Raw genomic sequence first — 25,662 nt, 5'->3', positions numbered from 1 at the left:
TCAAGATGTAAGCATATGCCGAAACGTTAGACTGATTCGCCCAGCATCGACCGTCTTTGTCTTAGTAATCGTATGCTTCCAAAAGGTCTGTGTGTCACCATGCATCACAACGAGCTGACCAGACTCAAGATAAAGCTCAACTTTGTCTTGAGTTTTTTTATGCTTAAAAACAAATTTGCGTGTGGCACCGAGCGATAAGGAGGCGATGACTGGCTGATGACCGAGCTCATTTTCGTCATCAGCATGGTAGCCCATACCATCAGCGCCAGAAGGATAGTAATTAAGCAGGCAGGTATTAAAATTGGCAGTTACGCCAACCTCTGCTAAAGCTTGTTCGATTTCCTGTTTCACGTGAAACACTATATCTGACCATGGAACAGTTTGGCGCACGTGTCCTGAGTATTGATAGTCTGCATCTGTATCTCCCATCCAGACAATTTTCCGAGTAGTTATATGGGTCTTACCAAATAACGTCACGATGTCTGATTGCCAAGGTAGCTCATTTAGTAGAGTATTATAAAGGGCAGTGGCATCGTCGATAATCACGCCTAGATCATTCACCTTACCATCATAGGGTAGTAAGTTATCCGTGGGTGCAGGAGCAAAGAGGTCAGTCATAATTCAGTCGTTGTAAATCCTTATTTACTGCTTTGGTAGTGCTCGTTGATGATTTGAGCGCATAATTCAGGCGCTTCCATTGGCAATAGATGACCATAATCTGACAGCGAAATAAGACTGCTATCTGGGACAAATTTTTTCCATTGCTTTCGTACTTTGTCATTGATGAACAGAGTAGGCTTGCCTGTAATCAACGTGTAGGGACAGCGTAGTTTTTTGAGTGCGGCATCGATATGAGGTGCGCCAAAATAATTGGCCAGCTCTTGTTCTGGTGCAAACATAAGCGTATAGCTACCATCTGTATTTTTGCTCAGACTTTGCTCAGCAAATACTTGCAAGTGCTTATTGCTAATACGCTTATAAGCACGCTGCGCACGTAGGCTCTCGTAATAACTATGGATACTTGGCCAAGTAGACTGCTTAGTTAACGTGCTTTTGAAAGGCTCGCGGCTCAGTAGGACAGAGCGTGGCAAAAGATTATATAAGGTGGCTTGGTTTTTGGTAAATGTGACAGGCTCGATCAGGTACAACTGCGAAAACAACTCTGGACGTTTGGCAGCTGCCATTGCTGTGGCCGTCGCCCCTTGCGAGTGACCAATACCTACGACAGGCTTGTCTTGGGTCTTTTCTAAAAACTCAATCAGCATGTCGGCATCTTGCTCGCGCGTCAGACGACGGCTCTGCGGCTTATCATACCAGTAGCCACGTAGAGCAAGTGAGCTGATATCAAATTCGGTGGATAGCTTACTCAATAGTGGTATATAAGTGCCAACGGTAAAACTATTGCCACTATAAAAATGTGCTGGCGCGCGGGGAGTAGAGCTTGAATCTAGCGGCTGATTAAATTGGCTAAGGTCATAATAGCGAGCCTGTTTTCCGCCAAGATTAATACGGTTTGTGAATGCTTCCATAAAATAAACACTTCCTTGTGACTTATTTTGAGTGATTTGTTTTTTGTAGTTTTGCTTTTTATGATTGAGCTGACTTAATGAATCCTAGTTGTCTTCACCTAAGAAGCCACCGCTTTGACGTTGCCACAGTCGAGCGTAGACACCATTCAATGCTAATAGTTCATCATGACTACCTTGCTCAATGATGCGACCTTGATGCATAACGACCAGTCTATCCAGTGCCGCAATAGTAGACAGGCGATGGGCGATAGCAATAACGGTCTTGCCAGTCATGATGTCATTTAAGCTTTCGGTAATGGCATATTCAATCTCAGAATCTAGCGCACTGGTCGCTTCATCTAAAAGTAAAATCGGCGCATTTTTTAGCATAACACGTGAGATAGCAATACGCTGACGTTGACCGCCAGATAGTTTGACTCCGCGTTCACCTACTTGGGTATCAAGTCCTGTATTGCCTTTATCATCGTATAGATCTTTGATGAAATCCCATGCCTGAGCTTGTTTGGCAGCGATCATAATTTCTTCGTCGGTAGCATCAGGACGACCATAGGCGATGTTTTCACGCACGGTACGATGTAGCAATGAGGTATCTTGAGTCACCATACCAATCTGTTGACGCAACGACTCCTGCGTAACCGCATCAATAGCCTGACCATCAATCAGAATCTTACCGCTATCGACATCAAAAAAGCGCAATAGCAAATTAACCAAGGTCGATTTACCAGCACCTGAACGCCCAACCAAACCAATCTTTTCACCCGGCTTAATATCTAAGTGGAAGTTGTCCAACAGTTTGATATATGAGTTAGGAGCGCGTTTAGCCATGTTGGTACTATCAACAGGCTCGCCAGTTTGTTCATTGTCTTCTTCGTCATTTTCATAACTGAAGTCAACATGGTCGAACACGATACGTCCGTCCGTGACGGCTAGGGCTGGCGCGTCAGGTTCATCAATGATTGTCTGCGGCGCTGATAACGTACGCATACCGTCTTGAACTGTACCGATACTCTCAAACAAACTGGCTGTCTGCCACATAATCCAACGCGTCAAACCATTTAGACGCAATGCCATAGCTGTCGCAGCAGCAATGGCACCAACACCAACTGCGCCTTGTTGCCATAAGTACAATCCAATACCTGCCGTACTACTGACCAAGATCACGCTGATAAGATGGGTCGATACTTCTAAATAGCTGACCCAGCGCATCTGCGCATGTACCGTACCTAGGAATTGTCCCATGGCATTTTTGGCATAACCGAGCTCACGACGAGAATGGCTAAATAGCTTGACGGTCATGATATTGGCATAAGCATCAGTGATTCGTCCTGTCATTAAGGCACGGGCATCCGCTTGCACAATCGCTGTCTCTTTGAGTTTGGGGATAAAGTACCAAATGGTAATGGCAACCAAGACCAGCCAAATAATAAAAGGAATGAGTAGTAAGCTGTCTAAATTAAACAAAATCACCCCTGAGGTGATAAAGTAGACAGAGACATACATAAACATATCGGTGACGGTCATCACAGTATCGCGTACTGCTAGGGCTGTCTGCATTACCTTAGCTGAGACACGACCCGAAAACTCATCCTGATAAAACTGCATGGATTGCCCAAGCATTCGCTGATGAAACCGCCAGCGCATCTGCATAGGAAACACGCCTTGCAAGGTCTGAAAATGGATAAACGATGACAAGGCGATCCACAATGGACTCACTATCATGACAGCGAGCATGATGAGCAACATGTCGCCTTTTTCTACCCATAAGTTTTGCGGTGTATAAACGCCCAACCAATCGACGATATTACCTATCCAAGCAAACAGCATGGCCTCGTAGATACCGATACCAGCGGACAAAATCATAAAGATTAGTAGCCAGCCGCGTAGGCCATTGGTACATGCCCACAAAAACTTCAGCATGCCATCGCGAGGTGATGGCAATGGCATAGGGGTGTCTGGAAAGGCGGGTAGGCGGTTTTCAAAAAAGCGAAATAAAGCATTCATAGGCATTAATAAAACATCAATAGCAGTACGTCAAGATGAACGAGAGGACTCGTTATCTAGAATCTTTACTTTTGTGATTGGGATTAGGTGCTATTTTAGCAAAATTACTAATCATACCTGCATGCTAATTGTAATTTGCTTAAGAATAGCTGTGTCTTTAGTGCCTTAGTCACAACTATAATAAATAGATTGCTGTAGAAAACATATTTTGTTACATTCTACATCCAAACTTATTCATGGTTTAAATATTGCTTTTATAAGTATGATTTTATTGCAAATATCGGCTGATTAGCAGGCATTTTATTTAATGGTTTTGATCAATATACGAACAGTAATAACTCAACATTGAAGTTCAAAAGGTAGCAGTGAATGATGTATTTAATAATAGCGGTACTATGTAGCGTCGCCGTCTCAGTACTTTTGAAAATATTGCGCCAGAAAAATATAGATATTCGTCAGACCATCGTGGCAGGCTATCCTGTGGCTTTTTTACTGACTTGGGTATTACTAAAACCTGATGTAGGTGCCATTCATGCGCTTGATAGCGCTTGGGCAATCATCATTGCGCTTGGAGTACTATTACCTGCTGTATTTATCATTCTCGGACGAGCTATTGAAGCGGTGGGGATGGTAGCAACCGACGCCTCTCAGCGCTTGTCACTCATTATCCCCATCGTAGCGGCTTTTTTGCTATTCGGTGAGGTGCTGACTGGTACACGTATACTTGGATTGGCGTTAGGTTTTCTGGCATTAGGTGCGCTCGTCTATCGACCACAGCATAACGATATTACTCGCCAAGCAAAGCATACGCCACTATGGTTATTCGGGGTATGGGCAGGCTACGGCATTATTGATATTTTGTTCAAACAAGTGGCAAAACAAGGGGCGGCCTTTCCGTTGACTCTACTGGTAAGTTTTGGCGTAGCAGGTGTATTGCTTTTAATCTATTTACTGGTCACACGGGTACGTTGGCAAAAACAAGCGCTTATGACAGGTCTACTGCTCGGCACATTGAACATGGGCAATATTTATGCCTATGTGCGGGCACACCAAGTGCTGCATGATTCTCCTAGTATTGTTTTCACTGGTATGAATGTCGGTGTTATTGCCGTAGCGACATTGATTGGCGTAGGTGTATTTAAAGAGCAGCTGAACCGTATCAACATAATAGGATTAGTATTGGCAGTCTGCTGTGTAGGGGTACTGTTTTTGGCGTAATGCGCATTGTCTAAAAGTATTGGTTTCATGATTTTTTGGCTATATTGTCACGTATCCTATATAGGCATACAAATCATCCTATGATAAGGTTATCTACAAATAACACGGCTTGTATGGAATAAAAAAGCTTAGTTTATGATATTTAATTTAACCAATAAAAATAGGATGCAGGCTCAATGGAATACGATAAGCAATTACAGCGTATAAAAAATGGTTCAGGTTTTATTGCTGCGCTTGATCAAAGTGGCGGCAGCACACCGAAAGCGTTAGAGACTTATGGTGTCAGCAGCGATGCTTATGATAATGATGAGGCCATGTTTGATTTGGTTCATGAAATGCGTGCTCGTATCATGACGTGTGACTGTTTTGATAGTGAGCGTGTACTTGGTGCAATCTTGTTTGAAGATACCATGGAGCGCGAAGTTAATGGCAAGTCGACGGCCAATTATCTGTGGGAAAATAAAAATATCGTACCATTTTTAAAGGTAGATAAAGGTCTGGCTGAGCAAATGAGCGGCGTGCAAGTTATGAAGCCAATCCCGAATCTAGATCTATTATTAGATAAAGCAAAAAACTATCCTGTATTCGGTACTAAAATGCGCTCAGTCATTTATGAGCCAAACGTCGATGGTATCGAGCTTGTGATACAGCAGCAGTTTGATGTGGCGAAGCAGATTATTTCAAAAGGTTTGATGCCTATCGTCGAGCCAGAGGTCAATATTGATAGCACTCAAAAGCATGAGTGCGAGTTACTGTTGAAGGCAGATATCCTGCGCAATCTGGAACGCTTAAGTGAAAAACATCAAGTGATGCTTAAGCTGACCCTGCCAGAAGAGGCGGGGTTTTATCAGGAGCTGATTGATCATCCTAAAGTGCTCAAAGTAGTGGCGCTGTCTGGTGGTTATAGTCGTAGCGATGCTTGTGCCAAGCTCAAACAAAACCCAGGTATGATTGCGAGCTTCTCGCGTGCCTTTACTGAAGGCTTGAGTAAACAGCAAAGCGACAGCGAGTTTGCTGAGACCATTAATGCTTCAATTGAAGAGATTTATGAAGCGTCAAAAGTGTAAACGTAGTAAATAAAACTTCGCACATAAATCATGAGTAAATAAGCCAAAAAAAGCCCTACTAGATAAGTGTGCAAATACTTAAATAGTAGGGCTTTTCTTATTTCAAAAGTATAGGTTATTAACTCTACACCTCTTTATATAACTGGCGTCCTTCGTTGTTATATTTTTTAGTCATCTCGGCCATGCCTTGGCGAATTTCCTCAGCAGTGGCTTCACCCACTTGTCCGACGAGCTCTGTATTTACTTCTTTGATTAGGTGACCGGCATCGGTTAAGTCGCCCGTTTGTGGCGTTACTTTTTGGTTAGCGGCCTCTTTATCCAGCCCTGCTGCATATTCACGCACGTTTTGAGTGATTTTCATTGAACAAAACTTAGGGCCACACATGGAGCAAAAGTGTGCCGATTTGTGTGCGTCTTTTGGCAATGTCTCATCATGATATTCACGTGCAGTATCAGGATCGAGTGCTAGATTGAACTGATCATCCCAGCGGAATTCGAAACGTGCTTTAGATAGTGCGTTATCACGTGCCTGTGCTCCTGGATGACCTTTAGCAAGGTCAGCAGCGTGTGCAGCGATTTTGTAAGTGATAATGCCGTCTTTAACGTCTTTTTTGTTTGGCAAACCTAAGTGTTCTTTTGGCGTGACATAGCACAGCATCGCTGTACCAAACCAACCAATCATTGCAGCTCCGATGGCGCTGGTGATGTGGTCATAACCTGGAGCGATGTCTGTGGTTAATGGCCCTAAAGTATAGAAAGGCGCGTCCGCACAAAGCTCAAGCTGCAAGTCCATGTTTTCTTTGATGCGGTTCATCGCCACATGTCCAGGGCCCTCGATCATTACCTGTACATCGTGCTCCCATGCCACTTTGGTCAATTCACCAAGCGTGCGTAGCTCACCGAACTGCGCTTCATCATTGGCATCTTGCAAGCAACCAGGACGTAGGCCATCACCTAGACTAAATGCTACATCGTACTGCTTCATAATCTCGCAGATGTCTTCGAAATGCGTATATAAAAAGCTTTCTTTGTGATGGGCTAGACACCACTGAGCCATGATAGAGCCGCCGCGTGAGACGATACCTGTCAGACGTTTTGCGGTAAGTGGTACATAGCGTAATAGCACGCCAGCGTGAATAGTAAAGTAATCGACGCCTTGCTCTGCTTGCTCAATCAACGTATCACGGAATATTTCCCATGTAAGGTCTTCAGCAACGCCATCTACTTTTTCTAATGCTTGATAAATCGGTACGGTACCAATCGGCACAGGAGAGTTACGGATTAGCCATTCACGGGTTTCATGAATGTGATTGCCCGTTGATAAATCCATAATAGTATCCGCACCCCAACGTGTTGCCCACGTCATTTTGGACACTTCTTCATCGATAGATGAACCCAGCGCTGAGTTACCGATATTGGCATTGATTTTCACCAAGAAATTGCGCCCGATGATCATCGGCTCAGATTCAGGGTGGTTGATGTTGTTTGGAATAATTGCACGTCCAGCCGCCACTTCATCGCGAACAAATTCAGGGGTGATGATTTGAGGCGTATTGGCACCGAAGCTTTCACCATCATGTTGACGCATATCGGTCAGTTCATGTTGCTTCTGCGTTTCGCGTATGGCGATATATTCCATCTCAGGCGTGATGATACCACGGCGCGCGTAGTACATTTGCGTGACGTTCTGTCCTGCTTTGGCGCGACGCGGTTTATCAATATGAGCAAATCTAAGGTTGGCAGTGCTGATATCGCGAGCACGTGCTTGTCCATATGAGCTAGATAGGCCGCTTAACTGCTCAGTATCATCGCGTTCTGCGATCCAGCTTTCACGCAACTTTGGCAATCCACGTGTGAGGTCGATATCGACATTAGGGTCGGTATATACACCTGAGGTGTCATACACATAAAACGGCGGATTATGCTCACCGTCTTTATCTCCAGTACCGCCAACAGGCGTATCAGCCAAGCTGATTTCACGCATCGGTACTTGGATGTCAGGTCTTGAGCCTTCGATATAGACTTTTCGTGAGGCAGGTAAAATACGGTGTAGGTCGCGCGCATCTTCTTCGAAACGGGCATCGCTTGCGGCACGGTGAGCAGGGGTTTTTAACGCATCTGCTTTTTTATCTGCTTTGACGTTAGTCGTGTCAGCAGCATTTGAAACAAGCGTTGAGTTGTCGGCTGGGTTATGCGTTTGGGCTTTCGGTGCAATTGAGGTGGTGTCTGCAGTAGTCATATGCTGTCCTAGCGTGTTGGTTTTTGAATAAAATCAACACCGCCAGTATCTGCGGGGGTAGGCATCCATCATCTAGACAAGTTTATATCATGAACCCACAACTTCGACCAAAGAATATCGTCGCGCATGGTGCTCATCAAATATTGGACGCAGCTTTATATCCTCTCTTCTTATCTGGCTATGCATCACGCATATTAAGACAGTAGTGACGATAAAAATGTATTTCTACGCGCCCTTTGTCATAAATAACAAAGTGCTTAAGACTTCCCTGCGTCGGTACTAACCGCATCAGGTTCGGCGGGTGATCTCTCAGCGAATGTATCAAGGCAACTACTTTAATAAAACAAGTTTAATAAAGTGAGCCAAAAATACACCGCACCCCGAGTCTGTCAGTGTTGTAAATCAGCCTTCATACTAACAAAATTCTGTACCAACGGCTAATAGTATTTGGATACAAATATTCTGTGTCACACATACTATTCAATATTTTTGTGAATAATTTTTTAAGTGCTAAGAGATGAGGGTGCTTAGTATTACTAGGCTGTAGACAAATTATTCAAATATTATGTAAAGCGAATGAAGGATTCTAGAAGTTGTCATTAAACTGTCATAAAGATTTGGCAAGATAACACGCATATCACAAGCAATGCTTTTTTATACCGTTGTTAAACTTCAGGAGTCCTACATGCGTTATTCGTTATTAGCAGTGGCCGTCAGTTGTACATTAATGCTTACGGCGTGTAATAAGTCAACAGATACGGCGGAGCCAACTGCTGATACTAGCAGTAGCGCTGTGACAACAGCTGAAACAACCTCTCAGACAGCATCTTCTGCTACGTCAGATTTTAAATCTGCTGAAAATATCGCTATGAATATTACAGGTGCAGGAGCGTCGTTCCCGCAGCCTATCTATGCGAAATGGTCATATGATTACAATGCTGCGACCGGTGGCCAAGTCAACTATCAGTCGATTGGCTCATCTGGTGGTATCAAACAAATTCAGTCAAAAACAGTAGACTTTGGTGCTTCTGATGCACCGATGACGCCTGAAGAGTTAGACGAAGCAGGTCTGATTCAGTTCCCAACAGTCATCGGTGGTGTTGTACCAATCGTCAACATTGATGGCGTTGAGCCTGGTGCACTGAAGCTAGACGGTACGACTTTAGCTGATATCTATTTGGGTAAGATTAGCAACTGGAATGACCCTGCGATTAAGGCGATGAACCCAGATTTGACCTTGCCAGATGCCCCAATCACAACAGTATTCCGCTCAGATGGTTCAGGTACGACCTTCAACTTCACTGACTATCTTGCCAAGGTTTCACCAGACTGGAAAGACACTGTTGGCGTTGATAAAACCGTCAAATGGCCGACCTCTGCTACTGGTGCAGGCGGTAAAGGTAACGAAGGCGTTTCAAGCTACGTAAACCGCATGAAAAACTCTATCGGTTATGTTGAGTATGCTTACGCTAAGCAAAATAAAATGTCACATACTGCGCTGAAAAACGCAGCTGGTAACATCGTACAGCCATCTGCTGAGACGTTTGCTGCGGCAGGTGATATCGACTGGTCACAACAAGAAGGCTTTTATAAAGTCATCACCAACTCTGAAACTGACCAAGCATGGCCTATCGCTGCTGCGACCTTTATCTTGGTACATAAGCAACCAGAAAATCCTCAGCAAGTCGCTGGCGTATTGAACTTCTTTGACTGGGCTTATACCCAAGGTGATGACAGCTCCATGGAACTAGACTACGTACCATTCTCTGACACGGCAGTAGCCTTGTTCAAAGAGAAGTGGAACGAAGTGAAAGGTAGCGATGGACAGCCTGTCTACAAGCCAGCTCAGTAATTTGTTTCTGCTAAATACGATTTAGCAACCGACAAGTTATCCTCTCGAATAACTATTCTCCGGTAGTTGTTTGAGAGGTTTTAACACAGTAAATTTGATGAATACATCTCGATAGATATGCTTACTCATACTGTTTAAGTTTGTTGTGTTAAAACCTGAGATACATCTTTTTAATATTTCGATTCATCCCATTCAATGCTGAGACACTTATGACAGACTTAAGGTCCCAACTGGCTAAACAAAAACGTTACGACGCTTTATTTGTTAATTCTACCAAAGCGTTTGCCATACTCGTCCTCCTATCTCTAGGGGGCATTTTGGTGTCTCTAATTGTTGGAGCATGGCCGAGTATTCAAGAGTTTGGTTTGGGATTTTATACCAGTAATAACTGGGATACAGTCGCCAATGAATACGGGGCATTAGCGCCTATTTACGGCACCTTAGTCACGTCATTTATCGCTATTGTTATCGCGGTTCCAGTCAGTTTCGGTATTGCGATATTTTTAACCGAGATGTGCCCTAAGTTCCTCAAAAAACCACTTGGTATCGCCATTGAGTTGTTGGCTGGTATCCCATCTATCATTTATGGTATGTGGGGATTATTCGTATTTGCGCCATTTTTTGGTGATCACATTCAGCCATGGTTCATTGAGCACGTCGGTCCTTTGCCTATTATCGGTAAGCTGTTTGCAGGTGCACCTATGGGACTGGGTATGTTTACCGCTTCCCTAGTACTTGCCATTATGATCATACCGTTCATCGCTGCCACCATGCGCGATGTTTTCTCTGTCGTACCCGATTTACTGAAAGAGTCAGCCTATGGCATGGGAGCGACGACTTGGGAAGTGATGTTCAAAATTATCCTGCCTTATACCAAAGCTGGTGTCGTTGGCGGCGTAATTTTGGGACTGGGTCGAGCATTGGGTGAGACGATGGCAGTTACTTTCTTGATTGGTAATGCGTTTAATATCAGTCCAAGCCTATTCACTTCTGGTGTGACAATTACCTCGGCCTTGGCCAATGAGTTTGCTGAAGCGTCAAGTGAGCTACATCTTGCGTCTCTACTACATTTAGGCTTAATCTTATTTGTCATCACCTTCATTGTGCTGTCTTTAGCAAAACTGATGCTCATGCGCATGGATCACAAAGCAGGTAATCGATAAGTCTGTTACCGATTTATTGAACCTTGATAGATATTGATAAAAGATATGGGAAATAAATATTATGCCTGCTAACAATGCGATCAATGCACCACTACCTACTAAGCCAAACGGCGCTACCCGCTACAATCAAAGCCTGTATAACAAGCGTCGTTTGACCAACAAGTTAGGTCTAGGCTTTGCCATGTCAGCGATGGTTTTTGGCCTGTTTTGGTTGTCATGGATTTTGGTGACTTTGTTTGTTGAAGGCTTCCAAGGCATGGTGCAGCTGCCAATCTTTACCGCCGATACGCCGCCACCGATGAGTGCAGGCGGCTTACGTAATGCTATCGTTGGTTCGGTCATGTTGGCGTTTTCAGGATTGTTTATCGGTGCACCTATTGGCCTTATGACAGGTATTTACTTATCTGAGTTTTCTAAAGGTAGTATGCTTGGCAAGGTCACTCGCTTTTTAAATGATATTCTATTGTCAGCGCCATCGATTGTCATTGGTCTATTTATCTACGCACTGATGGTAAAAGGTCAAAGTTTCTCTGGTTGGGCAGGCGCGTTGGCATTGGCACTGATTGTTATTCCAGTGGTCGTACGTACGACAGAAAATATGCTGAATCTGGTACCTAATAGTCTACGCGAAGCAGCCTATGCGCTAGGTACTCCTAAATGGAAGCTGGTCACTCAGGTTACGGTAAAAGCTGCACGAGCGGGACTGACCACAGGTGTGCTATTGGCTTTTGCTCGAATCACTGGTGAGACAGCGCCGTTACTATTTACCGCACTTAACAATCAATACTTCAGTACAGATATGGGTCAGCCCATTGCTAACTTACCCAATACCATTTACCAGTTTGCGATGAGTCCTTATGACAACTGGCATACATTGGCTTGGGCGGCAGCACTACTTATCACCGCATCTGTCCTAGTATTGAATATTTTGGCAAGATTTATCGGTGGTAGAGGTCAGACCAAATAAGGGCTGAGAGCAGACCAGACTGTAGTACGCTGCACGCTAAGCATTTACTTAAACTTATATGAAATTAATTGAGCTAGGTTGAAATATTATGAATGATGTCCTAAGCAACGTCCGTACGAACACGACTGCTGACAACTTTAATACGGCAACAGGCAGCCTATTAAATAGACCCATGTCTACTAGCGCCCAAGCTCAGCAACCAAACACTGCTGATTTTAATAAACAAACGATTCAAGATATTCCTAAGAATATGCCTGCTGCCAAAATGGAAGTTCGAGATCTAAACTTCTATTACGATGATTTTCAGGCATTGAAAAACATCAATATCGATATTGCTGATAAGAAAGTGACTGCTTTTATTGGTCCTTCAGGTTGTGGTAAGTCTACGCTACTGCGTACCTTTAATCGCATGTACGATCTATATCCAGGTATGCGCGCAGAGGGCAGCATCAATCTAGATGGCAAAAACATCTTAGGTAAAGACATCGATGTGAATTTACTGCGTGCACAAGTTGGTATGGTTTTTCAGAAGCCAACGCCATTTCCGATGTCAATCTATGACAATGTCGCTTTTGGTGTAAGACTGTATGAAAAATTAAGTAAGGCTGAGCTGGATCATCGCGTCGAGTGGGCACTGAAAAAATCAGCGCTATGGCCAGAAGTGAAAGACAAGCTAAAAGCATCAGGACTGTCGTTATCAGGTGGTCAGCAGCAACGCCTGTGTATCGCCCGTAGTGTGGCGACCAAACCTGAAGTGCTGCTACTCGATGAGCCGACATCAGCACTGGATCCTATCTCAACGGGTGCTATCGAAGATTTGATCGAAGATCTGAAAAACGACTATACCATCGCCATCGTCACTCATAATATGCAGCAGGCGGCACGCGTATCTGACTACACTGTCTATATGTATCTAGGCGATATGATTGAGATGGGTGAGACCGATCAGATATTCACCAAACCTACCCAAACCGCGACGGAAGACTATATTACAGGTCGTTATGGCTAACATTGATTGAGATTGAAATCGGTACAAGCAGACAAAGCTGATTAGCATGTCATAAGCCGACTTTCTAACTTCACAAGCACACCGCGCTATTAAAATATAGATTCTAGGGAATACCTCTCATGCAAAGTGATAAGCATATCTCCAAAAGTTTTGACCAAGATCTTGATGAAGCCATCCGTTTATTTTTATATATGGGTGATAGCGCGGCTAACCAAGTGGCCAAAGCTATTCATGCTCTTATCGATAAAGATGAAACACTGGCGCAAGAAGTCATCGATATGGATTTCGATATCAATCGAATGGAAGTTGAACTCGACGAGCATATTTTGTTATTGGTCGCCAAACGCCAGCCAGCTGCCAGTGATTTGCGTTTAGTCATGTCAATCAGTAAAGGTGTGGTTGATTTGGAACGTATCGGTGATGAAGCGGTAAAAATTGCGCGAATGGCCAGTAAAATAGCGGCAGAAGGCAAATCAGCATACGGCTATGCTGAGGTTCAGCATTTGAGCAATCAAGTTCGTCTAATGCTAAACAACTCGCTAGAAGCTTTCAGTCAATCAAATGCGGAGCAAGCGTTTGAAGTGATGCGTAATGACAGCGTGGTCAATACCGAATATCAGTCAGCCATTCGTGCTTTGATGACCTATATTATGGAAGACTCACGCCATGTATCAAAAGTCATTAATATTATGTGGATATTACGATCGCTAGAGCGTATTGGTGACCATGCACAAAATGTCGCAGAGCTAGTGATTAATTATGTCAGTGGACAAGACGTACGTCATTCAGACTATGCCATGGTCGAAAAAGCGGTGCAAGAAGCCAATGATCGCTTAGCTGCTCGTCAAGTTAGTACATTGTCAGCCAATGAGCTTGAAACGTCAGATAGTGATGAAGGCTGATAAGAAAGACATTGATTTTCACCCTATAATAAAAAACGCGCTATAGTAAGCGCGTTTTTTTATGATTATTAGAAGGTAAGTACATCCTAGCTTTCAGGTGTCCAACCTTGTGCGCGCTCATAGTCTTCATTGTCTAAGAACTTATCACGCTGCTCTGTTAAGAACTTTTTAGCAGCAGGATCCATCATGCTTAGATGATTCTCATTAATAAGCATAGTTTGATGCTCAAGCCATTCTTTCCACGCTTTTTCAGATACGGTCTCTTGCAGCTCTTGGCCTTTCTTATTAGGGAAGGGTGGATGCGGCATCTTTGGTAAATCTTGCTTATATTTACGGCAAAACACAGTATTTGCTTGAGGGTTAAAAGTCTCAGTCATAAGGCATTCCTTATTCATTATATTAAGTGGTTAAATCAAATATCATATGAGTCTATGATAACGGTCTTGGTAGATTTAGCAAAGGGTACTAATGTATATCGTCAAGCCTCTATCCATTTGTTATAAAGTCTCTGGTAGTTGATGTATAACAAATATTGTCTGCGTTTAATTTTTTTATTGAAATTTCCAAAGCTATTGATATTTTGAAAACGACACTGGCTAATCCAGTAGAGGTCATAGAACAAATAAAAACACCCGCATGGATAGCGGGTGTTAAGTTTAGATTGGCAAGTTGGCTATTGTTTGTAATTTACTGATTAGGCAAAGGCTTTTAAGCGAGCACGGCCATTGACCACCGCTTGCTTGACTTGGTTTGGCGCAGTGCCACCCAAATGGTCACGAGCTGCCAATGAGCCTTCTAGCGTTAGATAGTCAAAAACATCCTCACCGATGGCATCGCTAAATTGCTGTAGCTGTGCCAATGATAAATCACTTAGATCAACACCTTCTTTGATGCCTAAAGCAACAGCGTTACCAACCACTTCATGGGCATCACGGAATGCCACGCCTTGACGTACTAAGTAATCTGCCAAGTCAGTTGCAGTTGCATAGCCTTTCATCGTCGCAGCACGCATGGCATCGACGTTTGGTGTGATGTTTGGTAGCATATCAGCAAAGGCAAGCAGCGAACCTGTCAACGTATCAACGCAATCAAACAAAGGCTCTTTGTCTTCTTGATTGTCTTTGTTGTAGGCGAGTGGCTGGCTTTTCATTAGGCTAAGCAAAGTCATCAACTGACCAAAGACGCGTGCCGCTTTACCGCGTACCAACTCAGGTACGTCAGGATTTTTCTTTTGCGGCATGATCGATGAGCCCGTACAGAAGCGATCTGGTATCTGCACAAAATTAAATTGTGCTGACATCCAAAGAATAATCTCTTCGCTCATACGCGACATATGCATCATCAGGATAGATGCTGCTGAAGTAAACTCAATCGCAAAATCACGGTCCGAAACAGCATCGAGCGAATTTTGGCAGATACCTTCAAAACCTAGCAATTCAGCAGTGATGGTACGATCGATTGGGAAAGTCGTACCAGCAAGCGCTGCACTACCAAGTGGCATCTGATTGATACGGCGACGTGCATCGACAAGACGCTCGGTATCGCGATACAACATCTCAAACCATGCCATCACGTGATGGCCAAAGCTAACAGGCTGTGCCGTTTGCAAATGAGTAAAGCCTGGCATGATAGTATCAGTATGCTTCTCAGCTAAATCAAGCAAGCCGCTTTGTAAGCGTACTAATAACTCAATAATATTATCAGTCTCTTCGCGCAACCATAGGCGAATATCTGTGGCTACCTGATCGTTACGGCTACGACCAGTATGTAGCTTTTTACCAACGGCACCTATAATATCAGTCAAACGCGACTCTACATTCATATGCACGTCTTCAAGGGCGATCGACCAGTTAAACTCACCTGCTTCAATCTCGCGCAATACTTGCTGAAGGCCATCAATAATAGTGGCGACTTCATCAGCAGTTAAAATATCACATTCTTTCAGCATCGTTGCATGCGCAATTGAGCCTTGAATATCGTGACGAGCAAAGCGCTGGTCGAAGCCTACAGAAGCAGTAAAGGCGGCAACGAAGCTATCTGTCGCTTCACTAAAGCGCCCGCCCCACATTTGTTGGCCTTGGCTACTAGCAGGCGCAGTCTGCGTTGTGGTACTTGTTATAGAAGCATCTGTGCTAAAATCAGAGTCAGATGAACTTTTACTTGATTCAGGATTACTAGGTTTTGAAGAATTGGCGTTCATATCGGTACAAGACAAGTCAAGAGAATAAGAACTCGAGTATAGCAAATGATGAGGTTGCCTTACTAGCTACACGCTTAGAGTTTTTTATTCCTAAACTCATGGAAATCATGAGGCCTTGGCAGTGGCTGACATATATCTTTTTTTGGTCACTGTTTTTGACGGTGATTGAGCGCCATGGTCTATCAGGCTGGTCTGATTTTATTATCAAGTTTTTTTCTCGCGTGATACAAAATGCACTGACAGTTATTCCCGCACTATATTTGGTCGATTATTTGCGTCCTGTCTTCAAAAACGCGAGCATTCCTAGTGTGAGTTTGCGTATTGTCATGCTCATGATGTTTTCTGCCACGGTCTCTATGGTGTTGGTGGTTTTGGTTATGATCAATCTAGGGTGGATGGAGTATAACCGTCAAGCTTTTGTCATTAATTTGCTTTTCAACACAGTGCTTACCGGTGGTTTTACTGCTGTGTTCTTATTATATTTTCTGCGCAGCTACCGTGAGCTTAATGCGCTAAAGCTGTCTTTTGAATATAAACTGACTGCACAAAACGACCTGATAAAAGCCCGTACGGCACCGCACTTCTTCTTTAATACTATCAACACACTCGTATCACTGATTGAATCAAACCCGCCAAAAGCCGCTGACTTATTACAGCACGTCTCTGCACTATTCCGCGCTAGTTTTAGTGGTACACGCGAGATTAGCTTTGAAGAAGAGGTTGATCTTTGTGAGCATTATTTGGCAATCGAATCTAGTCGTTTAGCAGACAAGCTCGAAGTCAATTGGACGTTACCTGAAGAAGATATCATGTATGACATGGTTATCACTGCACTAACGCTACAAAGCGTGCTAGAGAAAATACTGCTCAATGTGGTAGAGATGACGACAGAAACTATCTGCATTAATATCGAAGTCACGTGGGAACAACACCGAGTTAAAATCATGATTGATGTTGCGCTTCCCAAAAAAACACTAATCATCAATCATGACTTGCGCCAACATATGAATTTCTATATTCAAGCTGATCGTTTGCGCGCCCATTTTGGACAAAGTGCTGATATCCAAAGTTCGGTAGCCAGTACTCAAATTATCACCATCATCGACTATCCTCTACAAGACGTTGGTTTATAACCTACTGTTCTTTATTAGCTTTCTTCGTTTTTTCAACTCTTAAAAGCCTATGTGGCATATTTATTGCATTGCCATGTATAGGTATCACAATTTGTGTTTGATAAATAATGATTACGAATCAGTAATATCATAACTACCGTGAAACACAATTACACCATATAAAATCTACCGATAGCAGGAGTATATTGTCCGCTATAAAAACTGGTAGTTTTCGTCAAAATCTTATTAAATAATTTAGATTTTATATTCTAAGTGATTGATAATGAGTGCTAATATAGCCGTAATACTATTGAAAAAAATATTAAGTATGTCCTTGGATGGGAGTTTGCATGCGTATCGTAGTTTGTGATGATGAGCCGCTAGCGCGTGAGCGCTTGGTGAGAATTGTACAGGAGTCAGGCCATGAGGTAGTTGCTCAAGCCACAACAGGTGCAGAAGCCATCGTCGCTGTAAAAACCCAGCAGCCAGATATTATATTATTAGATATCCGAATGCCTGAAATGGACGGCGTGCGCTGTGCTCAAGAACTTGCCAAACTTGAGCATCCACCAGCGATTATATTTGTGACGGCATACGACCATTATGCGATCGCAGCATTAAAAGCCAATGCAATTGGCTATTTGCTGAAACCTGCAAACAAAGATGAGCTATTAGAGGCATTAAACAAAGCAAAGAACCTAAATGCTGCTCAACTAAACGAAATTCGCAAGCTTGAAGACCCGACAGCACGTCCGATACGTGAACATATCGCTGCTCGTACGCATCGCGGTGTTGAATTGATTAAGCTAAAAGATATCTACTATTTTGCAGCAGATCAAAAATACGTCAAAGTACGTCACAAAGATGGCATGGTATTGATTGATGAAACGCTAAAAGAATTAGAGCAAGAATTTGATGATCGTCTGTTCCGAGTACATCGCAATGCCATCATCAACCTTAGTTATTTGGACTTTTTAGAAACTCTAGATGCAGGCCAGTATCAGATACGTTTTAAAGGTATTGATGAGACGCTAGCGGTCAGTCGTCGTCACTTACCTGCCTTACGTGATAAAATCCAAAGCATGTGATAGGCTGTCCTGATAGCGACCAATCATTCCATATCATCAAACCCTTATTTATGCTTAAATAGGGGTATTTTTTTGCGTCAGCATCTACTATTAATCATTTGAGTCGCCTAAGCTTTGGCAAATTTGCCCTATCGAGTAATATCGATATTATTCAGTATAAAGATGAACAGTACTGACATTGGGAATATAGCCATTATAGTATTAGTATCGAACTTATTGAGGCCCTTTATGAGCAATCCGCAGCAACCTGTTTTGACTACTCTAAATATCGCTACACGTCAAAGTCCTTTAGCCTTATGGCAGGCCGAGCATATTCGCGATCGTTTATTGGCGTTGTATCCCAATCTGACGATTAATTTACTAAAAATTGTCACTAAGGGTGACAAGATTTTGGACACGCCTTTGGCCAAAATCGGTGGTAAAGGATTGTTTGTAAAAGAGCTTGAGCAAGCGCTGTATGACAAGCAAGCCGATATTGCAGTGCACTCGCTAAAAGATGTACCGATGCAGCTTCCCGAAGGCCTCACATTAGGCGTCTACTGTAAACGCGCCTCACCAACAGATGCCTTTGTCTCAAACACTTATAATAGTATTGATGAGCTACCACAAGGTGCAGTCGTTGGGACATCAAGTTTACGTCGTCAATGCCAGATCAAAGCCTATCGTCCTGACCTGCAGATCAAAACATTGCGCGGCAATGTCGGCACTCGTTTGGGCAAGCTAGATGCTGGTGAATACGATGCCATTATTCTGGCAACGAGCGGCTTGCAGCGTATTGAGCTAGACGAGAGAATACGCGGTGAGCTTGATATCGCAGCTTGCTTGCCTGCAGTTGGACAAGGTGCCTTAGCAATCGAATGCCGTGAGGGCGATGAAGAAGTACTCAAATTACTTGCACCACTCAATGATGATAAAGCCCGTATTCGACTTATCGCTGAGCGTGCTCTGAACCGTCATTTAGAGGGCGGCTGCCAAGTACCGATCGCCGCTTATGCAGTTCTGCAGACAGCTGAAGAAACCAGCGTTAATAATGATAACAATGGTGATAACGGCAATAACGACAGCGGGAATGTGCTATGGCTACGCGGTCGAGTGGGTCAGGCCGATGGTAGCGAATTGTTGAAGGCAGACAAACGAGCTACGTTGGTTGGGACACAAGCTGAGCAAGAATCCCAAGCCAACCAACTGGGTATCGATGTCGCAGAAATGCTACTTGCCGATGGTGCAGGCGCTATTTTGTCAGCCATTTATCATCCTGAGTAGTACAAGTACAGTCGATATAGGTTTGATTAACCGCAAGATAGGCTGATCTAAGCATCAGCCATTTTTGTATACTTAAGCCTTTTTCATTCGTTTTTTGTCATGGTATACCTATGTCATCAATGCCAAATCAATCTACATACACAACTTCTCATAAAAATTACTCTAATGAGAAGTTAAAAGTCGTGCCGCAAATTGTCATCAATACTCGCCCAGTAGAGCGAGCAGCATCGTTGACGCAGCATTTGCAAGCGGCAGGATTGGTAGTGATTGAGATGCCAATGTTGACGCTACGACCACGACCAACAACTGATCTAGATATTGCATTAATGCATCAGTGGTTGGCGGGGGCGTACAAAGCACTTGTTGTCGTTAGCCCAACTGCAGCGGCTTCAGGGTTAGCCGCTTGGCAGTCACTTGAAAATGAATTTAAAGAGTGCGAATACAAAACGACAGACAGTTATGCGCAGAGATTGTCAGAAGGTTTATCATTACCTAGTCCTCTGGTTGCGGTTGGTGAAGCAACGGCGGCAGAGTTCAGTCAGGTGCGTATAAATACAACAGACTATCAAATACTTCAGCCTGAGACTGCCAATAACGAAGGCATGCTAGCAATGCCTGAAATTGATAACTTACAAGCAGGCGATAAATTGCTGATATGGCGCGGGCTTGGTGGACGACGATTATTGGTTGATACATTGCAGGCGCGCGGTGTACATATCGATAGTATTGCTTGGTACGAGCGTATAATGCCTATCGATGCGATTGCCGAGTATCAGCAGTGGCAACAAGCATTTCTTACTCATAGTACTACGTCGGATATTGCCCTACTGAAGCAGCCAAAGCCAATTGTCGTCATCAGCAGTGCGGCAGCTTTTGAGCATTGGTCAAATATCGTCAATGACGAGCAACTGAAGACGTTAAAAAAAGAGCAAAATACGGATGCAGTGGCTAATACAACACAGCGTCTATCGCTTACGCTAAAAGACTTTTCTTACGTTGTGTTGGGTGAGCGTCTTGCCAATATGGTTGCCGCACAGCAGTTGAGCTACTGGCGAGTAGAGGATTTGTCGCCACATACAATTCTCTCAGCCATTCATTCTAAAATATAATACTTTAAACTTTCCATTTGCTTTAAACATGTTTATCTATACCAATAACGGTACTGCCTTATGTCAATGAATTCTGAGTCCTTATCTAAGGATCCTTCAACTGTTCAGCAGCGCCGGCAAGCAAATATTTTGCTGCTACGGATGCAATGGCTGGTTATCTTATTGCTGATCGCTGCATTATTGTGGCTATATATTAGTCAGCAGCGCTTTCAGCATAGTGTCAACGATCGTTTGCAGAGCAATGAGCAAGTAATCAGTCGACTAAACGAAATGGACGATCGTCTATTTGCCATGAGTCAGCAGACGCTGCCAGAGCCTAGAGTTAAGGCCAGTAGCCAAGCGCAGAATCAGTTGGACCTGTTGCGTATCCAAATCAAAGCTGCTGATAGACTGTTGGCGGATAGTAATGACAGTGCCGCGATTGAGTTATTGCGAGGTCTACATTGGCAATTATCGCAAAGCAGTAATGAGATTGCGCCTGCGCTAACTATCGTTATCAAGCAAAGTTTGCTCAAAGATATTGAGCGTCTGCAAGCGCAAAGCTCGCAGCCAAGCCCATGGCAAATACAAAATCTTGCGATTCAAAACATTCAGGAATTTTTGCACAGTCATGAGCGTCTTGGCAGTTATGAAGGTACGGATTTACAGCGTCGAGAGCTGGTAGATGCAGCTACTGAAAATAAACAGCCACTCAATGTTGCTGATAATTCAGCGGCTAGTGATACAAATTTAACGCGTCGTCAGCTCACTATCCATGAAGTCATCATGACGTTGAATTTAGCAAGCCAAGCCAGCAATATGCGTAAGCAGGATCAACTTGTCAGCTATTTGACGCAAGCACGCAAACAGTTAAAAACGTTGGTGCCTAAGGCTTCAACTAGCGATAATAAAAAGTCAGCACAAGCTGGCGCGATTGGCATTGTACAAGCTGATAAAAAACCAATCGATGGTCAAAGTAATCTTGAGACAATGAAAGCACCGAGTGACATACCAGAAGTAATTGTATGGCTAAATCAGTTGATTGCTCATGCACCAAAACCAACGCCATTATTGACGACAGAAATCTTAGACAAGCCGCAACGTTAATGAGAGCTAGTCACAATAGTTAATACAGAAAATATAAAATGTAAGGTAAGCAATGACCCACTCTAATGAAAAGTCAGTATCTATATCTGATGCAGCAAACGAACACCGCCCTGAATTACTAGCTCATTATCCCGTTATTCATCATCAACCTATCCAGTGGGGAGAGATGGATGCCTTCAATCACCTGAACAATGTGGTTTACTATCGTTACGCTGAGTCAGCACGTATTAGTTATCTGCATGCGCTAGGTATGTTTGATGGCAGTATGGTCACTGTTTTAGCCCAGTCTAGCTGTCAGTATTTACGCCCAGTTACCTATCCTGATACATTATTATTAGGAGTTCGTTGTAAGCGTTTAGGCAATACGAGTATGGCGATGGAATATAGTTACTATAGTACCGCACAAGAAACAATCGTTGCTATGGCAGAAGCAGTCGTAGTACGTCTGGATAGTGATGGTAAAGGTAAGTTGCCATGGACAGCAGCAGAGCGTCGACAGCTGCTAGCATTAGAAGCCGAGTTTGGTCATACGCCTGAGCTTTAGGTCAGTTTCTATATGAGTCGATGGTTTATTTTTTCAAAAAAGCTATCTTGAATTAAAAGCCAAAAACAAAAAAAGGCACGCTAACATAATGTCAGCGTGCCTTTTCTATAACTCATTCTTCAACTAATCTCTTAAACAGTTTTTAGTCTTGTTGCGGCGCATGAACAAAATCAACCACGTTTAGATCAAAACCTGACAATGCAAAAAACTTCATTGGTGATGACAATAAGCGCATATCACGAACACCTAAGTGGCGTAATATCTGTGCACCAACGCCAATACTACGATAAGGTTGCTGCGTGATGGTAGATTGCGACTCGTTGTCCGCGGCTTTATCCAACGCATCTCCCAAATCAACTGGCTGATTGCTACCAATCCATACCAACACACCGCGATCTGAAGCACTGATTTCTTCTAGTGCTGACTGTACGCTCCAGCCACTACGGCCAGTCATATCGTTTTTAGCTGCAAATAAATCGCGTAATGGGTGGAAGCCATGCACGCGTACAGTGCTGACGCCTTCGCTAACATCACCTTTTACCAAGGCTAAATGTGTTTCTTCAGCCCCAAACTCACGGAAGCGATGTAGCGTAAAAGTACCGTGTTCAGTTTCAAAAGGATGTGACTCAATCTCTTCTACCGTTTGCTCATTAGCGATACGATAATTGATAAGGTCAGCAATCGTGCCTATCTTGATGTCATGCTCTTTTGCAAATATTTCAAGGTCGTCACGGCGCGCCATCGTACCATCTGCATTGATAATCTCTACAATCACCGCTGCTGGCTCTAGACCCGCTAAACGTGCTAAATCACAACCCGCTTCTGTATGGCCTGCACGGTGAAGAACACCACCGTTTTGGGCCATAATTGGAAAAATATGTCCAGGCTGAACGATGTCTTCAGGCTTTGCTGATGAAGATACCGCTGCCTGAATAGTACGTGCACGATCACCAGCAGAAATACCGGTGGTGACGCCTTCAGCCGCTTCAATTGAAACAGTAAAGTTGGTGCTAAATTTAGCCTCGTTACGATCTGACATCAGTGGCAGTGCCAATTGCTGGCAACGTGCTTGTGATAAGGTCAAACAAACTAGACCACGCGCGTGAGTAATCATAAAGTTAATATCTTCAGGGCGCACATGGGTCGCTGCCATGATGATATCACCTTCGTTTTCGCGGTCTTCGTCATCCATCAAGATAACCATTTTTCCAGCACGAATGTCTTCGATAATCTCAGGGATTGCATTTAAACTCATAGTAAATCTCAATATTTTATTATTTATAAATAGGTGTCATTTAGAATATAAGGCTCTATCTGCTTATTGTAGCAGTAGATAATACAAAGCGCTGTTACGGTCAAGCAAAGCGCTACTACGGTCAAGTAAATCGCGCTATAAGCAATATAATTTGATATAAAAGTAACTTGCTTAATTGCTTGTATATATCATTATGAGGTTATTTTAACGCTTTTCAGCGTCACGTGCTGCGTCATCTTCCCACTATATCGTTCAGTATGTCAAAAATAGCCATAAATATTATCAATGAATATTAAAACTGACTCATAAATCTGTGCGTTAACTTTTTTATTAACTTAGATTTTACGCGATTACTCATTACTTGCTGCTTGGCTTTTCAGCCAGTCCATAAATTGTTTGCTGTGCTGCTCACGTTGATTGTCTGCAAACTCATAAAATCTAGTACCAACCAAATTATCTGGTAAGTAGCTTTGAGGATAGTAATGGTTGGGATAGTCGTGCGGGTAAGCATAACCTTGACCATAGCCTTGACTACGCATCAGTTTGGTCACGCCATTGCGCAAATGTAGCGGTACAGGTGAAGCATCTTTTTCAGCCAACGCCATCGCAGCATTGATTGCTCTATAAGTGCTATTGCTTTTGGCACTGGTCGCTAAATACACCACAACTTGCCCTAAAATAATACGTGCTTCTGGCATACCAATAGATTGCACACTACGTAATGCTGCATCAGCTAGGAGTAAAGCATTAGGATTGGCATTACCGATATCTTCACTGGCCAAAATCACCAAGCGCCGCGCAATAAAATCAGCAGGTTCGCCGCCTACGAGCATACGTGCCATCCAATACAATGCCGCATCCGGATCTGAGCCACGGACTGACTTTATCATTGCTGAGATAATATCGTAATGCTGCTCACCATCTTTGTCATATCTTAACAAAGCAGTCTGTGCCACTCGACTGACCAATTCATCATCGATAATCACTGGCGACTGTTTGGTATCAGCGGTCTGAATCGCTAACTCTAATAAATTTAGCGCTTTTCGAGCATCACCATGGGCCAGCTGGCTGATGGTATCTTTTGCTTGTAAATCGACGGTCAACTTTTTGAGTATATTGTCTTCCGAGAGTGCTCGTTGCAGCACGGTACTTATCTGCTCAGGTGTTAACGGCTCTAAACGATATACTTGGCAACGTGATAGTAGAGCGTTGTTGACACTAAATGATGGGTTTTCAGTGGTAGCGCCAATTAAAGTAATATCACCAGACTCTACTGCGCCCAATAGTGCATCTTGCTGTGCTTTATTAAAGCGATGAATCTCATCGATGAAGACTACAGGTGACTCAAATGCCAGTGAGTCTTTATTATCTAAAACTTCACGTAACTGTTTGACACCAGTATTTAATGCGGAGAGCGCATGAAAAGGTCGATTAACGGCATCAGCTAACAACATCGCAATGGTTGTTTTGCCAATACCTGCTTCACCGTGCAGGATAATAGATGGCAGATGCCCTTGCTCTACCAAGCGTCGTAGCGGTGCACCAGTTGCCAGCAAGTGCTCTTGACCAATAATATCGGTAAGAGAAGTAGGGCGCATACGCTGAGCAAGTGGGGTATCGGCATGGAAGTTAGGTGACATAAGACTCTCTATCGAAAAATGAAAAAGCTATTTACTAGCTGCAAAGGTAGTAACGGCAAGGTCTTTATAGTTAAATTTAAATAACAGCATACTAGGCTAACTCCACCATTCTCATTGGATTTTAACACTCGTATACGTTTGGCATGATTTTCGCAGCAATTTTATAATGGCAATGAGTATTAGACATCAGCAGTAAAAGTAGGCTAGTTTATAAGTATGGTACTTTTTATAGGTTATACACGCTAGGCTAACGCAAAAATATGTTAATGAAAGCTAACTAAGCGTATAGCTTGTGTCCGGAGTACTTTTGTTTTCATCATTCATCTATATTAACGGCTCTACTATTAACAGTTTTACCGTATCGATGGGAAAAGTTGGCCAATTGCGACTGTTAACTATTAACTATTAACTATTAACT

21 protein-coding genes and 1 riboswitch are annotated in these 25,662 nt (G+C 43.3%); of the genes, 13 read left to right on the top strand and 8 right to left on the bottom strand.

Going from position 1 to position 25,662, the window contains the following annotated elements; all coding sequences use genetic code 11:
* The 3 genes from CXF61_RS02905 to CXF61_RS02895 all read right to left on the bottom strand — a co-directional run bounded on the left by CXF61_RS02905 (position 1) and on the right by CXF61_RS02895 (position 3,530).
* On the bottom strand, positions 1 to 618 hold the full coding sequence (locus tag CXF61_RS02905) for an alpha-ketoglutarate-dependent dioxygenase AlkB family protein (protein ID WP_165597084.1): 618 nt from the start codon (positions 616 to 618) through the stop codon (positions 1 to 3).
* A 20-nt stretch (positions 619 to 638) separates the two neighbouring features.
* Entirely contained in the window at positions 639 to 1,529 is an 891-nt protein-coding gene (locus CXF61_RS02900) for an alpha/beta fold hydrolase (protein ID WP_165597083.1), read from the bottom strand.
* A gap of 84 nt (positions 1,530 to 1,613) precedes the next feature.
* On the bottom strand, positions 1,614 to 3,530 hold the full coding sequence (locus CXF61_RS02895; RefSeq protein ID WP_165597109.1) for an ABC transporter ATP-binding protein: 1,917 nt from the start codon (positions 3,528 to 3,530) through the stop codon (positions 1,614 to 1,616).
* Between the two features lie 369 nt (positions 3,531 to 3,899).
* Here CXF61_RS02895 and CXF61_RS02890 point away from each other — a divergent pair, with 369 nt between their 5' ends.
* A complete protein-coding gene (locus tag CXF61_RS02890) occupies positions 3,900 to 4,748 on the top strand; it encodes an EamA/RhaT family transporter (RefSeq protein ID WP_165597082.1) in 849 nt (282 codons plus the stop codon).
* Positions 4,749 to 4,924: 176 nt separating this feature from the next.
* On the top strand, positions 4,925 to 5,815 hold the full coding sequence (locus CXF61_RS02885) for a fructose bisphosphate aldolase (RefSeq protein ID WP_165597081.1): 891 nt from the start codon (positions 4,925 to 4,927) through the stop codon (positions 5,813 to 5,815).
* A gap of 124 nt (positions 5,816 to 5,939) precedes the next feature.
* On the opposite strand, the gene thiC is transcribed toward CXF61_RS02885, so the two are convergent.
* Positions 5,940 to 8,054, bottom strand: coding sequence for a phosphomethylpyrimidine synthase ThiC (thiC, locus tag CXF61_RS02880; RefSeq protein WP_227526575.1), 2,115 nt, complete (start codon positions 8,052 to 8,054; stop codon positions 5,940 to 5,942).
* 248 nt (positions 8,055 to 8,302) lie between these two features.
* Positions 8,303 to 8,447, bottom strand: a riboswitch (TPP riboswitch).
* A 292-nt stretch (positions 8,448 to 8,739) separates the two neighbouring features.
* Here thiC and pstS point away from each other — a divergent pair.
* From pstS to phoU, 5 genes are all read left to right on the top strand, one after another.
* Entirely contained in the window at positions 8,740 to 9,906 is a 1,167-nt protein-coding gene (gene pstS, locus CXF61_RS02875) for a phosphate ABC transporter substrate-binding protein PstS (protein ID WP_165597080.1), read from the top strand.
* A 209-nt stretch (positions 9,907 to 10,115) separates the two neighbouring features.
* The gene (pstC, locus tag CXF61_RS02870) at positions 10,116 to 11,069 is read left to right on the top strand and encodes a phosphate ABC transporter permease subunit PstC (RefSeq protein ID WP_101204645.1); all 954 of its coding nucleotides are present in this window, start codon (positions 10,116 to 10,118) and stop codon (positions 11,067 to 11,069) included.
* A gap of 61 nt (positions 11,070 to 11,130) precedes the next feature.
* Positions 11,131 to 12,036 (top strand): phosphate ABC transporter permease PstA, encoded by a 906-nt coding sequence (pstA, locus tag CXF61_RS02865; RefSeq protein ID WP_165597079.1) that lies wholly within the window; start codon positions 11,131 to 11,133, stop codon positions 12,034 to 12,036.
* A 172-nt stretch (positions 12,037 to 12,208) separates the two neighbouring features.
* Complete coding sequence (pstB, locus tag CXF61_RS02860) at positions 12,209 to 13,045, top strand: phosphate ABC transporter ATP-binding protein PstB (RefSeq protein WP_165597107.1); 837 nt, start codon at positions 12,209 to 12,211, stop codon at positions 13,043 to 13,045.
* A 119-nt stretch (positions 13,046 to 13,164) separates the two neighbouring features.
* On the top strand, positions 13,165 to 13,947 hold the full coding sequence (gene phoU / locus CXF61_RS02855; RefSeq protein ID WP_165597078.1) for a phosphate signaling complex protein PhoU: 783 nt from the start codon (positions 13,165 to 13,167) through the stop codon (positions 13,945 to 13,947).
* 86 nt (positions 13,948 to 14,033) lie between these two features.
* Here the strand turns inward: phoU and CXF61_RS02850 are convergent, their stop codons facing one another.
* Both CXF61_RS02850 and argH read right to left on the bottom strand, forming a co-directional pair.
* Positions 14,034 to 14,324: an oxidative damage protection protein gene (locus tag CXF61_RS02850; RefSeq protein WP_057757820.1), complete on the bottom strand. Its 291-nt coding sequence runs from the start codon at positions 14,322 to 14,324 to the stop codon at positions 14,034 to 14,036.
* Between the two features lie 317 nt (positions 14,325 to 14,641).
* Entirely contained in the window at positions 14,642 to 16,015 is a 1,374-nt protein-coding gene (gene argH, locus CXF61_RS02845; protein ID WP_165597106.1) for an argininosuccinate lyase, read from the bottom strand.
* 230 nt (positions 16,016 to 16,245) lie between these two features.
* Here argH and CXF61_RS02840 point away from each other — a divergent pair, with 230 nt between their 5' ends.
* The 6 genes from CXF61_RS02840 (at position 16,246) to CXF61_RS02815 (ending at position 22,349) form a co-directional block, all read left to right on the top strand.
* Positions 16,246 to 17,280: a histidine kinase gene (locus CXF61_RS02840; protein WP_227522887.1), complete on the top strand. Its 1,035-nt coding sequence runs from the start codon at positions 16,246 to 16,248 to the stop codon at positions 17,278 to 17,280.
* 329 nt (positions 17,281 to 17,609) lie between these two features.
* Complete coding sequence (locus tag CXF61_RS02835; protein ID WP_102078269.1) at positions 17,610 to 18,347, top strand: LytR/AlgR family response regulator transcription factor; 738 nt, start codon at positions 17,610 to 17,612, stop codon at positions 18,345 to 18,347.
* Positions 18,348 to 18,575: 228 nt separating this feature from the next.
* Positions 18,576 to 19,610 (top strand): hydroxymethylbilane synthase, encoded by a 1,035-nt coding sequence (gene hemC, locus CXF61_RS02830; protein WP_165597077.1) that lies wholly within the window; start codon positions 18,576 to 18,578, stop codon positions 19,608 to 19,610.
* Between the two features lie 110 nt (positions 19,611 to 19,720).
* Positions 19,721 to 20,719 carry a uroporphyrinogen-III synthase gene (locus tag CXF61_RS02825; RefSeq protein ID WP_165597076.1) on the top strand — a complete coding sequence of 333 codons (999 nt, stop codon included), beginning with the start codon at positions 19,721 to 19,723 and terminating at the stop codon, positions 20,717 to 20,719.
* 60 nt (positions 20,720 to 20,779) lie between these two features.
* Positions 20,780 to 21,805 carry a hypothetical protein gene (locus CXF61_RS02820; RefSeq protein WP_165597075.1) on the top strand — a complete coding sequence of 342 codons (1,026 nt, stop codon included), beginning with the start codon at positions 20,780 to 20,782 and terminating at the stop codon, positions 21,803 to 21,805.
* Positions 21,806 to 21,857: 52 nt separating this feature from the next.
* Entirely contained in the window at positions 21,858 to 22,349 is a 492-nt protein-coding gene (locus CXF61_RS02815; protein ID WP_101204637.1) for an acyl-CoA thioesterase, read from the top strand.
* 142 nt (positions 22,350 to 22,491) lie between these two features.
* Here the strand turns inward: CXF61_RS02815 and ribBA are convergent, their stop codons facing one another.
* Together ribBA and CXF61_RS02805 are read right to left on the bottom strand one after the other, a co-directional pair.
* Complete coding sequence (gene ribBA / locus CXF61_RS02810) at positions 22,492 to 23,604, bottom strand: bifunctional 3,4-dihydroxy-2-butanone-4-phosphate synthase/GTP cyclohydrolase II (protein ID WP_057757842.1); 1,113 nt, start codon at positions 23,602 to 23,604, stop codon at positions 22,492 to 22,494.
* A 350-nt stretch (positions 23,605 to 23,954) separates the two neighbouring features.
* Positions 23,955 to 25,244 carry a replication-associated recombination protein A gene (locus CXF61_RS02805; protein WP_165597074.1) on the bottom strand — a complete coding sequence of 430 codons (1,290 nt, stop codon included), beginning with the start codon at positions 25,242 to 25,244 and terminating at the stop codon, positions 23,955 to 23,957.
* Positions 25,245 to 25,662 lie beyond the last annotated feature (418 nt).

This window comes from Psychrobacter sp. 4Dc, assembly GCF_002836715.1.
Lineage (GTDB): Bacteria > Pseudomonadota > Gammaproteobacteria > Pseudomonadales > Moraxellaceae > Psychrobacter.
The sequence above is the reverse complement of the archived record's forward strand: the minus strand, read 5'-3'. Positions and strand labels throughout refer to the sequence as shown.